The sequence below is a fragment of the Janthinobacterium sp. 64 genome (genome assembly GCF_002813325.1).
GTDB lineage: Bacteria > Pseudomonadota > Gammaproteobacteria > Burkholderiales > Burkholderiaceae_D > Janthinobacterium.
This window is the reverse complement of record NZ_PHUG01000001.1, coordinates 3,684,524-3,698,664: the sequence shown is the minus strand read 5'-3', so window position 1 is coordinate 3,698,664 and position 14,141 is coordinate 3,684,524. Positions and strand designations below refer to the sequence as shown.

Annotated in this window: 14 protein-coding genes and 1 tRNA gene; 2 read left to right on the top strand and 13 right to left on the bottom strand. The window is 64.3% G+C overall.

Annotated features, from left to right (window positions below):
• Positions 1 to 2: 2 nt before the first annotated feature.
• The 5 genes from CLU91_RS16220 to CLU91_RS16200 all read right to left on the bottom strand — a co-directional run bounded on the left by CLU91_RS16220 (position 3) and on the right by CLU91_RS16200 (position 3,510).
• On the bottom strand, positions 3 to 524 hold the full coding sequence (locus CLU91_RS16220) for a peroxiredoxin family protein (protein ID WP_100874977.1): 522 nt from the start codon (positions 522 to 524) through the stop codon (positions 3 to 5).
• An 82-nt stretch (positions 525 to 606) separates the two neighbouring features.
• Entirely contained in the window at positions 607 to 1,290 is a 684-nt protein-coding gene (locus tag CLU91_RS16215; RefSeq protein ID WP_100874976.1) for a BON domain-containing protein, read from the bottom strand.
• Positions 1,283 to 1,879 (bottom strand): phosphoheptose isomerase, encoded by a 597-nt coding sequence (locus CLU91_RS16210; RefSeq protein ID WP_034752465.1) that lies wholly within the window; start codon positions 1,877 to 1,879, stop codon positions 1,283 to 1,285. The genes CLU91_RS16215 and CLU91_RS16210 overlap by 8 nt, the downstream gene beginning before the upstream one ends.
• Before the next feature lie 57 nt (positions 1,880 to 1,936).
• On the bottom strand, positions 1,937 to 2,296 hold the full coding sequence (locus tag CLU91_RS16205) for a YraN family protein (RefSeq protein ID WP_100874975.1): 360 nt from the start codon (positions 2,294 to 2,296) through the stop codon (positions 1,937 to 1,939).
• 11 nt (positions 2,297 to 2,307) lie between these two features.
• Positions 2,308 to 3,510: a penicillin-binding protein activator gene (locus CLU91_RS16200; RefSeq protein WP_100874974.1), complete on the bottom strand. Its 1,203-nt coding sequence runs from the start codon at positions 3,508 to 3,510 to the stop codon at positions 2,308 to 2,310.
• Positions 3,511 to 3,675: 165 nt separating this feature from the next.
• Here CLU91_RS16200 and rsmI point away from each other — a divergent pair, with 165 nt between their 5' ends.
• Positions 3,676 to 4,584, top strand: a complete 909-nt coding sequence (gene rsmI, locus CLU91_RS16195) for a 16S rRNA (cytidine(1402)-2'-O)-methyltransferase (protein ID WP_100874973.1) — start codon at positions 3,676 to 3,678, stop codon at positions 4,582 to 4,584.
• Positions 4,585 to 4,625: 41 nt separating this feature from the next.
• Here rsmI and CLU91_RS16190 read toward each other — a convergent pair whose 3' ends face one another.
• Positions 4,626 to 5,219, bottom strand: a complete 594-nt coding sequence (locus tag CLU91_RS16190) for a hypothetical protein (protein ID WP_100874972.1) — start codon at positions 5,217 to 5,219, stop codon at positions 4,626 to 4,628.
• Between the two features lie 205 nt (positions 5,220 to 5,424).
• Between CLU91_RS16190 and CLU91_RS16185 the strand changes: the two genes are divergently transcribed.
• A tRNA-Pro gene (locus tag CLU91_RS16185) sits at positions 5,425 to 5,501 on the top strand.
• Between the two features lie 164 nt (positions 5,502 to 5,665).
• Here CLU91_RS16185 and CLU91_RS16180 read toward each other — a convergent pair.
• From CLU91_RS16180 to bioA, 7 genes are all read right to left on the bottom strand, one after another.
• Complete coding sequence (locus CLU91_RS16180; RefSeq protein ID WP_100874971.1) at positions 5,666 to 6,589, bottom strand: hydroxymethylglutaryl-CoA lyase; 924 nt, start codon at positions 6,587 to 6,589, stop codon at positions 5,666 to 5,668.
• A 1-nt stretch (position 6,590) separates the two neighbouring features.
• Positions 6,591 to 7,523, bottom strand: a complete 933-nt coding sequence (locus tag CLU91_RS16175; RefSeq protein ID WP_100874970.1) for a 2-hydroxyacid dehydrogenase — start codon at positions 7,521 to 7,523, stop codon at positions 6,591 to 6,593.
• A 10-nt stretch (positions 7,524 to 7,533) separates the two neighbouring features.
• On the bottom strand, positions 7,534 to 9,561 hold the full coding sequence (locus CLU91_RS16170; protein ID WP_100874969.1) for an acetyl/propionyl/methylcrotonyl-CoA carboxylase subunit alpha: 2,028 nt from the start codon (positions 9,559 to 9,561) through the stop codon (positions 7,534 to 7,536).
• A 160-nt stretch (positions 9,562 to 9,721) separates the two neighbouring features.
• Entirely contained in the window at positions 9,722 to 10,768 is a 1,047-nt protein-coding gene (gene bioB / locus CLU91_RS16165; RefSeq protein ID WP_100874968.1) for a biotin synthase BioB, read from the bottom strand.
• 33 nt (positions 10,769 to 10,801) lie between these two features.
• Entirely contained in the window at positions 10,802 to 11,593 is a 792-nt protein-coding gene (gene bioD, locus CLU91_RS16160) for a dethiobiotin synthase (protein ID WP_100874967.1), read from the bottom strand.
• Positions 11,583 to 12,779, bottom strand: coding sequence for an 8-amino-7-oxononanoate synthase (gene bioF, locus CLU91_RS16155; RefSeq protein ID WP_100874966.1), 1,197 nt, complete (start codon positions 12,777 to 12,779; stop codon positions 11,583 to 11,585). Before bioF ends, bioD begins: the two co-directional genes overlap by 11 nt.
• A 1-nt stretch (position 12,780) precedes the next feature.
• On the bottom strand, positions 12,781 to 14,109 hold the full coding sequence (gene bioA / locus CLU91_RS16150; protein ID WP_100874965.1) for an adenosylmethionine--8-amino-7-oxononanoate transaminase: 1,329 nt from the start codon (positions 14,107 to 14,109) through the stop codon (positions 12,781 to 12,783).
• Positions 14,110 to 14,141 lie beyond the last annotated feature (32 nt).

The window sequence follows — 14,141 nt, the reverse complement described above, 5'->3', positions numbered from 1 at the left end:
TGTTATCCCGCGATGGCCGATTCCAGCAACTTGTGCAGCTCCGCGAATTCCGGCTTGCCCACGTAGCGCTTGAGGATCTTGCCCTGCTTGTCGAGCACGAAGGTGGTGGGCGTGAGGGCCACGTCGCCATAGGCCTTGGCCGCTTCGCCCGTCACGTCGAGCGCCACCTTGAACGGCAGCTGGCGCGTTTCGGCGAAATTGAGCACGTAGTTGGCCGGATCGTATTTCATGGCCACGGCCACGAATTCCAGTCCCTGTCCCTTGTACTTGTTGTAGGTATCGACCATCTCCGGCATTTCCGCCACGCAGGTGGTGCACGAGGTGGCCCAGAAATTGACCATCACGACCTTACCGCGCAGGCTGCTTGAAGTGATTTTCTCGCCATGGATGCCGTGGAAAGTCACGTCCGGCGCGCTTTGCTTGTCATTCAGCGACAGATAGCCGGCTGCCGCCACGCCCGCCACGAAGACGGCGATCAGGGCTGGCTTGATCCAGGACTTGCTTGCGGAGGGCGAAGTTGACATGGTTTTTACTTGAAAAGCGCGGCGATGCGGCCATTATAGCCATATCGCCGCATCAAAGCCGTAGGTCAAACGGAGGAGGCGTTTATTGCTGCGCCGTGTCGCCAGTGCTGGTGGTGCGTGCTGGCGCCGGATCGGGCTGCAATTGCTTCAGTTCCGCTTCCGAAATGTAGTCGAACAGCTTGACCACTTTCTGCACGCCGCCCACGCCGCGCGCCACGTCGGCCGCCACCGTGCCTTCGCGCTGGGTAACGCGGCCCATCAGGAAGACGGTGGCGTTTTCCGTGACGACCTTGAACGAGGCGGCCGAGATGGTTTTCATATCGATCAGGCTGGCCTTGACCTTGGTCGTGATCAGCGCATCGTTCGAGCGCGAGGTGTAGCTGGCCGGGCCGGCGATGATCAGTTCATTGGCCACCGATTCCACGCCCTCGATATTGCGCACTTCGCGTTCGACGGCATTTTTCATCGCCTCGTCGCGCACTTCGCCCGTCAGCAGGACGCGGCGGTTGAAGCTGGTGACATTCACATGGCCCGCATCGCCGGTGATGGAGGGGATGCGCGACTCGCCTTTCAGGGCGATCGACTTGTCTTCGGTCTGCGCGCCCAGGGTGCGGCGGTCCGCTGCGGCAACGCCGCCCATCACTGCGCCGCCGACCATCAGTTCGATGCAGCCGGTGAGCGAGGTGAGCATGGCGCCGCACAGCAATGCGGTAGCCAATGGGCGTTGTACGCGTTTCCAGCCTGGGCCAGTACCGAATTTAGTCATTCACGTCTCCTCCGAATAGCGCGACGTCGATGCCGTCGCAGATGCAATGTATGGTGGTCAGATGGACTTCCTGGATGCGCGCCGTGCGCTCGGCCGGCACGCAGATATGCACGTCGGCGTCCGTCAGCATCTTGCCGATGGCGCCGCCGTCCTTGCCCGTCAGCGCCACGACGCGCATTTCGCGTTCGAGCGCCGCTTCCACGGCGGCCATCACGTTGGCCGAATTGCCCGACGTGGAGATGGCCAGCAGGATGTCGCCAGCCTGGCCGAAGGCCTGCACCTGCTTCGAGAAGATCTCGCGGTAGCTGTAGTCGTTGGCCACGGCCGTCAGGATCGACGTATCCGTCGTCAGCGCCAGGGCCGGCAGCGGAAAGCGTTCGCGTTCGAAGCGTCCCACCAGCTCGGCCGCGAAATGCTGGCAGTCGGCGGCGGAACCGCCATTGCCGCAGGCGAGGATCTTGTTGCCGTTGGACAATGCATAAAACATCAGGTCGATCGCCTGCGCAATCGGTTGCGCCAGTACGGTAGCGGCCTGGATCTTGAGTTCGGCACTTTCGTGGAAGTGCGAGAGGATGCGTTGATTATTCATAGTCTGCCGATTATAGTGCAGGCACGCGGCATGGCGGACAAGCACTGTTAAAAATGCTTACATATCGAGGATGTTCTGCAGCCAGCTGATGTGCCCGCCATCGATGGCCAGCGCGTCGAAGCGACAAGGCGGCAAAGTCGTTTGCCCCTGCAGCCAGGTTTGCGCGGCAACCACCATGCGCCGCTGCTTGGCTGGCGTGATGCTGGCCAGGGCGCCGCCGTAGGCTGCACTGCTGCGCAGCCGCACTTCGACGAAAACGACTGATGCGCCATCGCGCATGATCAGGTCCAGCTCGCCGCCCTTGCACAGATAATTGCGTTGCAGCAGCACCAGGCCTTGCAGCAGCAGATACGCGAGCGCATCGTCCTCCCCCTGCCGTCCCCGTTCCCGTTTGTTCCAGAAAGCGAAGGGCCGCATGGCGCATGTCCTTACTGGACCGGTGGCGTGGCTGGCGCGGCCGGTGGCCAGGTGCCCAGCACGCCCTGCTGGTAGGTGGCGGCTTGTTCCGTGCGTTCGAACACGCTTTGATTATCATCAAAGCGCACGGCCAGGCGACCCGTCACGCCATCGAGCGTGAACGGCGCGTTCGGCCGCAGCGCCACTTCGCGGGCCACGCGGAAGGCATCGATGCCCAGTGCATACAGGCGTTCCATGTCGGCCGTCAGGCGGCGTTCGGCAGGTTGCTCGGGCTGTGGATACACCATCACTTGCGGATGGTCGCGCTGCACTTGCCATGGCAAGTCCAGCAGCCGCGCGCCGTCGAGCTCGGGGCCGCTGGCGCCGCGCCCGGCGCCGGGATTCAAGGACGAGGTGCCATACAGGGGCAGATCGCTGCCGATGGCCACGCGCAGCTGGCGCGCCTGGTCGGCGTCGAGCGCGACAAACAGCAGGCCCGGCGGCGTGGCGGCCAGGCGCGCGCGCAGTTGCACCAGTTCTGCATCGCTCAGGTAGCCGTTCGTGGCCGTCAAGTCCATCACATTGACCTTGCCGCCCTGGCGCAGCCATTCCTGCTTGAAGGCGGCGCTGATGCGGCGCTGCGAGGGCGAACCGGCCGACAGGATCAGCGCGCCGGCGCCCGGCTGTTCGCTGGCGGCCCAGGCGGCGACCTGGCGCGCTTCCGCCTCGATCGACAGGCCCATCACCAGCAGCTTGGCCGGCAGGCGCGCCTCGCCGCGGTTGTCCGGGTGGTTCAGGGCGATCGTTGGTTTGCGCACCAGATCGCTGTTGGCCACGGCCGTGACGGCCGAGCGCGACAAAGGCCCCACGACGATGTCCTGTTCTTCTTGCGCTTGCGCAAACTTGTTCAGCACGTCGCTGCTGCCGTCGCCCGTGTCGATCACCGTCACTTCAAAGCCGCTGCGGTCGCGCTCGTACGCGGCCATGAAGCCGGCGCGCAGCAATTCGGCGGCCGGGCCCAGGGAAGCGGAGCGCAGCGGCAGCAGCAGGCCGATGTGGTGAACCTTGCCGTCGGACGGCGCCGGCGCCGTGGCGGCCGGCATGTCTTGCGGCGTGCCGGTGGCCGGCCTGGTGGTGATGGGAGACAATGGGGCGCCGTTGCCGTCGTAGGCGGTAATATCGGGCACGGCCACGGCAAACGTCACCGGTTCGGGCGCGGGCGGCTTGGGCGGCACGGGTGGTGGCAGCGGCTTCGGTGGCGGCAGCGCCCTTGTGTTAGATTCAATAGGCGCGCACAATTGCCCGGGCGCGTCGCAAGGCGTGCTGCAAGCGCTCAGCATGCCGGTCGCGGCACAAACAAGCAGTAACTTCACACTATTAGCAAGCATTTAACCTCCAAAATGACCGTACAAGAAATCAGTTCCATCGCCAGCCTGCCCATCATGACAGAGGCGGCGCATCAGGTCTATCCTATCGCAACATTGTATATAGTGGCCACGCCCATCGGCAATGTGACCGATATCAGCCTGCGCGCGCTGCATCTGCTGAGCCTTGCCGATGCCGTCGCCTGTGAAGATACGCGCAACACGGCGCACCTGCTGACGCGCTTCGGCTTGAACAAGCCGTTAATTGCGGCGCATCAACATAATGAGCGTGAAGTGGCGCAGACGCTGATCGCCCGCCTGCACGCTGGCGAGCGCATCGCCCTCGTTTCCGATGCCGGCACGCCGGCCGTGTCCGACCCGGGCGCGCGCATCGTCGACGCCGTGCGCGCGGCCGGCTTGCGCGTGCTGCCCCTGCCCGGCCCGTCGGCGGCGATCACCGCCATTTCCGCCAGCGGCTTGTTGAACGACCAGTTTTACTTCGTCGGCTTCTTGCCGGCGAAGGCCAAGCAGCGCGAAAACATGCTGCACAGCCTGCGCGGCGTGACGGCGACGATGGTGTTTTATGAAGCGCCGCACCGCATCCTCGATTGCGCCACGGCCCTGGTGGAAGCGTTCGAGCCCACGCGCCAGGTGGTGTTCGCGCGCGAACTGACGAAAATGTTCGAGGAAATCCACCGCTGCCCCTTGTCCGAAGCGGAGGCGTGGATACGCGCCGATGCGCACCGCGAAAAGGGAGAGTTCGTCGTGCTGCTCGAAGGCGCGACGGAGGCGCAGGACGCGGAAGACGTGGAAGCGGAGCGCATCCTCAACATCCTGCTGGCCGAATGCAGCGTCAAGCAGGCGGCGAACCTGACGGCGCAGATCACGGGGCGCAAGAAGAATGCCCTGTATGAGCGGGCGTTGCAGTTGAAGGGGCAGGAATAATTTGATTGCGGCCTGTCCCAAATAGGTCGGTTGTTAAATTGTCACCACTTGCAACCGCTATCCTTCTTGTCGAGCAACATCATCACGGGCGCCAGCAAGCCTGCGCCTGAGTAGGCGGTGCGGCAATCGCCGCGCTTGCCTTGCGCGATGTCGCGCGCCAGCTGGGTTTCCGTTTGCAGCGGCTTGTCGGGGATTTGCCCCACGGCCGTGCCTACCTTGGACGGGTCGCGTTCGCCCGCCATCTTGCGCGCCGTCCTTCTGGCCGCGTCCATGTCGAACTTTGGCGTCTCTTGCGTGATGGTATCGGCGCTGGCCGCCGGCGTGGCCGGTGATGCCGGCACCACCGTGATGGCTTGCGGGCTCGATGCTGGCGTCGTGGCGGCCGCCGGCGTTTCCCGGACAGTGGCGCGTGTCGGCTTGCTGATGGGTTTTGGTTCGCGCTTCGGCTTGACGACTTCGACGGGCGGCGGGGGCGGCTTGGCGGCCAGCGGACGTATCCATACGGCGATCGATTCCACGCGCGGGGCCGTGTCCATCCGCGCGGCCGGCTGCACGTGGCGCCACAGAGTGATCAAGGCGCCATGCAGCAGCAAGGACACGGCGATGCCCAGCGCGATGCCGCGGCGGTTCGGCATGGGCCGGCCACCGTCGTTTCTTTCTATCCTGAACTCCATTGCCGTCGTCGCCTTCATGTCTGATCGGGAAAACTTGCCAAGCCAGTGTCGCATACTTCAATCGTTTTGAAAAATACATGGGTTCCAGTGTCGTCTGTAAATAATTTACACAGAGTTTCACCTGACCCTTGACCGAAGTCGATACGGTCTGTATTATCTTGGTCTTCGGAGTGTGGCGCAGCCCGGTAGCGCACCTGGTTTGGGACCAGGGGGTCCAAGGTTCGAATCCTTGTACTCCGACCAAATTTGTAGAAAAAAACCCAAGAGTTTAGGCTCTTGGGTTTTTTTTCGTCTGTACAGTTCACGTAGGTCGGGTTAGCGCGCAGCGCGTAACCCGACAACAGTGTTGGCCATGGCTCTGGTGGCGTCGGATTACGCGTGGCGTTGCCACGCTAATCCGACCTACCTCAAACAGCGGCGCGTTTCGCCGCGATGGCGTTGCCCGCGCGGCTCGAGCCCTTGCGTCCCAGCTGCTGCGAAATGAACTGCCCCGCATCGACCACCAGGTCCAGGTCGATGCCGGTGGCAATACCCAGCCCCTGCATCATGTACAGCACGTCTTCGGTGGCGACATTGCCGGTGGCGCCCTTGGCGTACGGGCAGCCTCCCAGGCCCGACACGGACGAGTGATAGATCGCGATGCCCGTTTCCAGGCTGGCGTAGATGTTCGCCAGCGCCTGGCCGTAGGTATCGTGGAAGTGGCCGGACAGCCCGCCCACGTGGAAGGCGGCAATGGCGCGCTGCATCACCGCCTGCGTCTTGCGCGGCGTGGCCACGCCGATGGTGTCGGCGATGTCGATCTCGTCGCAACCGAGGTCGCGCATGCGGCCCACCACGTCGGCCACGGCGTCCAGCGGCACGTCCCCTTGGTAGGGGCAGCCGAAGGCGCAGCTGATGCTGCCGCGCAGGCGCAGGCCGTGTTCCTTGGCCGCCTTCGCCACGCCTTCGAAGCGGGCAATCGATTCGGCGATCGAGCAGTTGATGTTCTTTTGCGAGAACGCCTCCGACGCGGAACCGAAGATCACCACTTCATCGGCTTTTGCTGCCAGCGCTGCGTCAAAGCCTTGCATGTTCGGCGTCAGCGCCGAATAGATGGTGCCAGCGCGGCGCGCGATCTTGTCCATCACTTCTGCGCTGGTGGCCATCTGCGGCACCCATTTCGGCGAAACGAAGGACGCCGCCTCGATATTGACGAAGCCGGCCAGGGTCAGGCGGTCGACCAGTTCGATCTTGACGGCGGCGCTGATGGTTTCCTTTTCGTTTTGCAGGCCGTCGCGCGGACCCACTTCGACGATCTTGACCTGCCTGGGCAAACTGGTAATAGGGTTCATCTCAATATCCTTGCAAACGGTTGACGATGCCGGCGACAGAGTCTCCGGCGTGCAGGCGGCGCATCTTGGCGGCGATCTGCGCCACGCTTTCGCGGCGCAGGGTGGTCGCCGAAATATGCGGCGTGATGGTGATGCGGGGTTCTTGCCAGAACGGGTGCTGCTGCGGCAGCGGCTCGTTGCGGAATACGTCCAGTGTCGCCCCGGCGATATGCCCGGAGCGGATCAGGGTCAATAAATCCGGTTCGGCGATATGCGCGCCGCGCGCCACGTTGATGACATAGGCGCCCGGCAGCAGCATCGACAGGCGGGTGCGATCGAGCAGGTTGTGTGTGTCGGGCGTGAGCGGCAGCATGCATATCAGCACGCGCGTGCCGCGCAAGAATGCTTCCAGCCCCTCTTCGCCCGCAAAGCATTCGACGCCATCGATGTGCTTCTGGCTGCGGCTCCATCCCCGCAAGGGGAATTCGAACTGTGCCAGCGCATCGAGCACGCGCGTGCCCAGCACGCCCATGCCCAGCACGCCGACGGGGAAATCCGCCTTGTCGAACGCGGGCAGTGGCTGCCAGATGCCGGCGCGGCCCTGCGCTTCGTAGTCGTCGAAACGGCGGAAGTGGCGCAGCACGGCGTGGCTCACATATTCGGCCATCTGCACGCCCATGCCCGCGTCATCGAGACGGATCAGCGGCACGCGGGCCGGCAGCGCGTCGCCGAATTTCAACAGCGCGTCGACGCCGGCGCCCGTGTTGAAGATGGCTTTGACGTTCGCCAGCTCGGGCAGCATGGCGGCGGGTGGCTGCCACACGACGGCGTAGTCGCACGGCGGAGCCGCCTCGCCTTCGCGCCAGAAGATAATGTCGGCTTCGGGCAGCAAGTCGCGGAAGTCGCTGATCCACGCCGCTTCCTTGCCGTCCGAGCGTTGTAACAGGATGCGCATGTGCTTACCTCTATGCGGCAGCCTTGAAGGCCAGCAGCGGCGCGCCATCGGCCACCTGGTCGCCGACCGCATACAGCACGTCTTCCACCAGGCCGTCGTGCGGCGCGGCGATCGTGTGCTCCATCTTCATCGCTTCCATGATGACCAGAGGCTCGCCCTTCTTGACGTCCTGGCCCTTGTTCACCAGCACGGCGACGACCTTGCCCGGCATCGGTGCCGTCAGGCGTCCGCCTTCCGCTTCCACCTCGCCCGCATGCGCCATCGGATCGCTGTAATGCAGGGTATGGTGCAAGCCGCCGGTAAACACGTGGAACTGTTCGCCGTCGCGCAGCACGGTGCCATGCACGGCACGCTCGCCGAGCTTGATGTGCAGCTCGTTGCCTTGGTGTGCCGTCAGGGTGAGGGCTTGGCCGTTGAACAGCCAGCCATCCGTTTTGTAGGCAACGCGCGCCGCGTAGGCCTTGCCCTCGCCGGCCAAGGTGAATTCATCGGCGAACGCCAGGCTGCGGCCCAGGGTGCTGTTCAGACGCCAGCCGAGCGCATTGCCCCACGGGTCGGCGCGGTTGGCCGATTGCGTTTCGGCCGCTGCTTTTTCTTCCAGCAGCAGGGCGACGGACGCCAGCGCCAGGGCCGTGTCGGGCGCCGCCTGCAGGGCGGGGAACAGCGATGCCTGATTGCGCTCGATGAGGCCCGTATCGAGATCGGCAGAGCTGAATGCCTGGCCTTCGACGAGGCGTTTCAAAAAGGCGATATTGCTGGCCAGGCCGACGATCTGGTATTCGGACAGCGCCTGCGCCATGCGCGCCAGCGCTTCGCGGCGGTCCGCGCCCCAGACGATCAGCTTGGCGATCATCGGGTCGTAGAATGGCGAGATCGCATCGCCTTCGCGCACGCCCGAATCGATGCGCACGGACGCCGGAACCACCGTGCCACCCAGTTCGAACGTGACGGCGGAAGGCGACTGCATGTGGCGCAGGGTGCCGATCGACGGCAAAAAGCCCTTCTCCGGATTTTCCGCATAGATGCGCGCCTCGATGGCGTGGCCGTGGATCGCTAGTTCGCTTTGTTTTTTCGGCAGCGGCTCGCCAAAGGCGACGCGCAACTGCCATTCCACCAGGTCGGTGCCGGTGATCATTTCCGTTACCGGATGTTCCACCTGCAAGCGCGTGTTCATCTCCATGAAGTAGAACGAGCCATCCTGGTTGGCGATGAATTCCACCGTGCCCGCACCGACGTAGCCGACGGCCTTGGCGGCGGCAACGGCCGCCTCGCCCATGGCCGCGCGGCGCTCAGTCGGCATGCCCGGCGCAGGCGCTTCTTCCAGCACCTTTTGATGACGGCGCTGCACCGAGCAATCGCGCTCGAACAGGTAGATGCAGTTGCCGAGCGTGTCGGCGAACACCTGGATTTCGATATGCCGCGGACGCGACAGGTATTTTTCGGCCAGCACCTTGTCGTCGCCGAAAGAGCTGATCGCTTCGCGCTTGCACGAGGCCAGCGCGGCCTTGAAGTCGGCGCTGTTTTCAATGACGCGCATGCCCTTGCCGCCGCCGCCAGCCGAGGCTTTCAGCAGCACGGGGTAGCCGATCTTGTCGGCCTGCGTGTGCAAAAAGTCCGCATCCTGATTCTCGCCGTGGTAGCCGGGCACCAGGGGGACATTCGCCTTTTCCATCAGCGACTTGGCGGCCGACTTCGAACCCATGGCGCGCATGGCGGACGCCGGTGGGCCGATGAAGACCAGGCCCGCCGCGTGGCAGGCGTCGGCGAAGTCGGCGTTCTCGGACAAAAAGCCATAGCCTGGGTGGATCGCCTGCGCGCCCGTGGCCAGCGCCACGGCGATGATCTTGTCGCCGCACAGATAGCTTTCCTTGGCCGGCGCGGGGCCGATCAAGACGGCTTCGTCGCACACGGCGACGTGCTTGGCATTGGCGTCCGCTTCCGAATATACGGCGACGGTCTGGATACCCATGCGGCGCGCGGTAGCGGCGACACGGCAAGCGATTTCGCCGCGGTTGGCGATCAGGATTTTAGTGAACATGGTCTCTCTCTATTCTCTCAAAAAGGGGCAGCTGTCTCTTGGCGGACCTTGTCTGCTGGTGTGTCGGTTTACGCGCTACGCGCTAAACCGACCTACGCATGGTGAGGCTGGATATCGTAGGTCGGGTTAGCCGGCACGGCGTAACCCGACAAGGCTGTCATCAGCAGCCGCACTTCTCTTTCTGTACCGATTCGAGCATGGCGCCGCGCGTCTGCAAGCCCAGTTTGCCGAGCAAGACGCGGTCGTCTTCCGCTTCCGGGTTGTCGGTGGTGAGCAGCTTGTCGCCGTAGAAGATGGAGTTGGCGCCAGCCAGGAAGCACATCGCCTGCACGGCTTCGCCCATCTGGCGGCGGCCGGCCGACAAACGCACGCGCGCTTTCGGCATGGTGATGCGGGCCACGGCGATCGTGCGCACGAATTCGAACGGGTCCAGCGCTTCCAGGCCAAACAACGGCGTGCCTTCCACCTGCACCAGGTGGTTGACGGGCACCGATTCCGGATATGGATTGAGGTTCGCCAGCTGGGCGATCAGGCCCGCGCGTTGCAGGCGCGTCTCGCCCATGCCGACGATGCCGCCGCAGCATACTTTCAAGCCAGCTTCGCGCACGCGGCCCAAGGTATCGAGGCGGTCCTGGTATTCGCGCGTCGAGATGACGTTGTCGTAGAACTCGGGCGCCGTGTCCAGGTTGTGGTTGTAGAAGTCCAGGCCCGCGTTTTTCAGGCGGTCCGCTTGTCCCTCTTCCAGCATGCCCAGGGTGGCGCAGGTTTCCAGGCCCAGCGCCTTCACCTTGGTCACCATCTCTTCGACCTTGTCCATGTCGCGGTCTTTCGGGCCGCGCCAGGCGGCGCCCATGCAGAAGCGCGTGGCGCCGTTGGCTTTCGCCTGGCGGGCCGCGTCGAGCACCGTGTCGATGTCGAGGATTTTTTTCGCTTCCACGCCGGTGTCGTAGCGGGCCGCCTGCGGGCAATAGCCGCAGTCTTCTTCGCATCCGCCCGTCTTGATCGACAGCAGGGTCGCCAGTTCCACGTCGCCATCGGGGAAGTTGACGCGGTGGGTTTGCTGGGCCTTGAACATCAGGTCATTGAATGGCAGGTCGAACAGGGCCAGCACATCATCGATGGGCCAGGTGGCCGCTTCGGGCAGGGTGATGCGCGCCGCAGGGCGGTGCAGTTCGACGGTTTTTGCTGCTTCTTGGACTACGGACATGGTGATTCCTTCGCTTCTATTTTTGGATACGTTTTAAGTGTTGGGGTGCTGCGCCGGCCAGTTCGGCAAGCCGGTGAAATCGAGATAGGACGCCGCCGCTTGCGCGCTCGGCTGCGCCAGGCGCGGCACCCTGCCCAGCAGCGGCGCCGGGATGCGCTCGATCAGCGCATCGATATTTTCGTCGAGGAAGCGCATTTCCACGGCCAAAGTGTTGGCGACCCAGCCGATCACCGTCAAGCCGCGCGCTTCGATGGCTTCCAGCGTCAGCAAGGCCTGGCTGATGCAGCCCAGACGCATGCCGACGACGAGAATCACGGGCAGGTCGAGCTGCTGCGCCAGGTCGGCCGAGTCGAAATCGCTGGAGAGCGGCACGCGGAAACCACCCACGCCTTCGACCACGACGGCGTCCGAGGCGGCGGCGATTTCCAGGTAGGCTGCCAGGATCGGCACGGATTCAATGCTCACGCCTTCGAGCGCGGCGGCGATGTGCGGCGCCGCCGCTTCCTTCAGCATGTAGGGCGTCGTCAGACTGCGCAGCATGGTGACGTTGCCGGCGGCGATCAGGCTGTCGGCATCTTCATTATGCAGCTCGCCGTCGCGCATCTCGGCACCGGCGGCGACCGGCTTCATGCCGCAGGCGCGCACGCCGCGCGCCACCAGCGCGTGCAGCAGGGCCGACGACGTCAATGTCTTGCCGATTTCCGTGTCGGTGCCGGTGACGAAACAGGCAAAGCGCGATGGCAGGCCGGTGGTTGCCGGCGCCGGCTGCACGGCTGGCGCCAGATCCGCCAGCACTGCCGCCACGATAGGGTCATCAAGGCTCATGGCGAGTCCTTTCCAGGGTGTTGACTGCGTTGATCAATTGCGCCACTTCCTGCGCCGTGTGGCCGGCCGACAGGGTCACGCGCAGGCGCGCCGTACCCGCTGGCACGGTGGGCGGGCGGATGGCACCGACCCACAGGCCCTGCTGGTACAGTTGCGCGGCGACGGCCAGCATGTCCGCATTCTCGCCGATGATGACGGGCTGGATGGCGGTCACGGAGGGCAAGGCTTGCCAGCGCTGCAGTTGCAAGCCCTCGTTCCATTGCGCCACCAGCGCCGCCAGGTGAGCGCGGCGTTGTTTTCCTTCGTCCCCGGCGATGATGTCCAGGCTGGCCAAGAGCGCATGCGCGAGCGCGGGCGCGGCCGCCGTCGTGAAGATGTAGGGGCGCGCCTTCTGGATCAGGGTGTCGATCACGGCTTCGTGCGCGCACACAAAGGCGCCGCCCACGCCGGCCGATTTGCCCAGGGTGCCCACGTACACGAGGTAGGGCGAACGCAGGTCGAAGTGTTCGAGCGCGCCGCGGCCGTTGGCTCCCAGCGCGCCAAAGCCGTGCGCGTCGTCGACCACCAGCCAGGCGCCGTAATGCTCGCACAGGGCCAGCAGCGCTGGCAGCGGCGCCAGGTCGCCATCCATGCTGAAGACGCTGTCGGTGACGACGATTTTCGTTTGTGCCGTGCTGGCCGCGAGCAGCGCCGCCAGGGCATCGAGGTCCGCGTGCGGATACACGCGCGTCTTGACGCGGGCCAGGCGCGTGCCATCGATCAGCGAGGCGTGGTTCAGCGCTTCCGAAAAAATCTCGGCGTCCGCGTCGCCCGCCGACAGGGCCGTCAGCACAGCCAGATTAGCCATGTAGCCGGTGCAGAAATACAGGGCGCGGGCGTTTTCCAGGTTGGCGCCGACGAAAGCGGCCAGCCGCTCTTCCAGCTGCGCGTGGGCGCGGCTGTGGCCACTGATCAAATGCGAAGCGCCGCTGCCGGCGCCATACAGGTCGGCGCCTTCTTTCAGCGCGGCGACGATGCGCGGATGCGCGGCCAGGCCCAGGTAGTCATTGCTGCAAAAGGCCAGCATGGCGCGGCCATCGACCGTCAGGCGCGGCGCGCACGGCGTGTCGACGGTGCGGCGGCGGCGGATCAGGCTACGCTCTTCCAGCCCTTGCAGTTGCTGTTGTAATCGCGCGATCAGTTCCATCTCAGGCCCCGATCACGTGATTGAAAACGGCCAGGGTCTGCTGGCCCAGGCCCGCGATCTCTTCGTCGTCGAGGATGTACGGCGGCATCAGGTAGACGGTCGAGCCGATGGGGCGCATCAACAGTTCGTGTTCCAGCGCCGTGCTGAAGAAGCGGCGCGAAAAATCGGGTGCCGCGTCGACCGCATCGAAGGCCCAGATCATGCCCTGCTGGCGGAAGTGTTTTACTTTTTCATGCTGCGCCAGCGGCGCCAGGGCGCGCGTGATTTTTTCGGCGCGCACGCGGTTGGCCACCAGCACATCGTCTTCCTCGAAAATCGACAAGGTCGCCAGCGCCGCGCGGCAGGCCAGCGGGTTTCCCGTGTACGAGTGCGAATGCAAGAAGCCGCGCCGCACGTCGGTGCTGTAGAACGCCTGGTAGATGTCTTCGCGCGTCATCACCAGCGATAAAGGCAAATAGCCGCCACTGATGCCCTTCGACAGACAGACGAAATCGGGCCAGATGCCGGCCTGCTCGCACGCAAAGAAAGTGCCCGTGCGACCGCAGCCGACGGCGATTTCATCGAGTATCAAATGCACCTGATAGCGGTCGCACAGGGCGCGGACCAAGGACAAATACAGGGGGTCGTGCATGGCCATGCCGGTGGCGCATTGGACCAATGGTTCGATGATGATGGCGGCGATTTTGTCGGCTTTTTGCTGGAACAGCTGTTCTACCTCAAAGGCCGCGCGGCGCGCCACGTCCTCGGCGGTCTCGCCCTCGGCCGCCTGGCGGAAGTCGGGCGACATCACCGTCTGCGTGGCGCGCAGCAGGGGGCCGTAGGCATCCTTGAACAGGGCGACGTCGGTGACGGCCAGGGCGCCGATGGTTTCGCCGTGGTAGCTGCCCTTTAAACAGACGAATTCCTGTTTCTCGCTCTTGCCGCTGTTGCGCCACGCATGAAAACTCATTTTCAGGGCGATTTCCACGGCCGACGCCCCGTCGGACGCGTAAAAGCTGTGACCGAGCACGCCGCCGGTGAGCGCAGAGAGCTTTTCCGACAGTTCGATCACCGGTTCATGCGTGAAACCGGCCAGCATGGCGTGTTCCAGGCGGTCCAGCTGATCCTTGAGTTCCGCATTGATGCGCGGATTCGCATGGCCGAACAGGTTCACCCACCAGGAGCTGATGGCGTCCAGGTAGCGTCGGCCTTCGTGGTCATACAGCCAGGCGCCGCGGCCATGGCTGACGGGGATGAGCGGTACAGTCTCGTGGTGCTGCATTTGCGTGCACGGATGCCACACGCTGCGCAGACTGCGTTCGACCCAGCCCGATTGTTTTTCTGCTTTCAAAACTGCTCCAATGATATTCTTAGACCATGGGC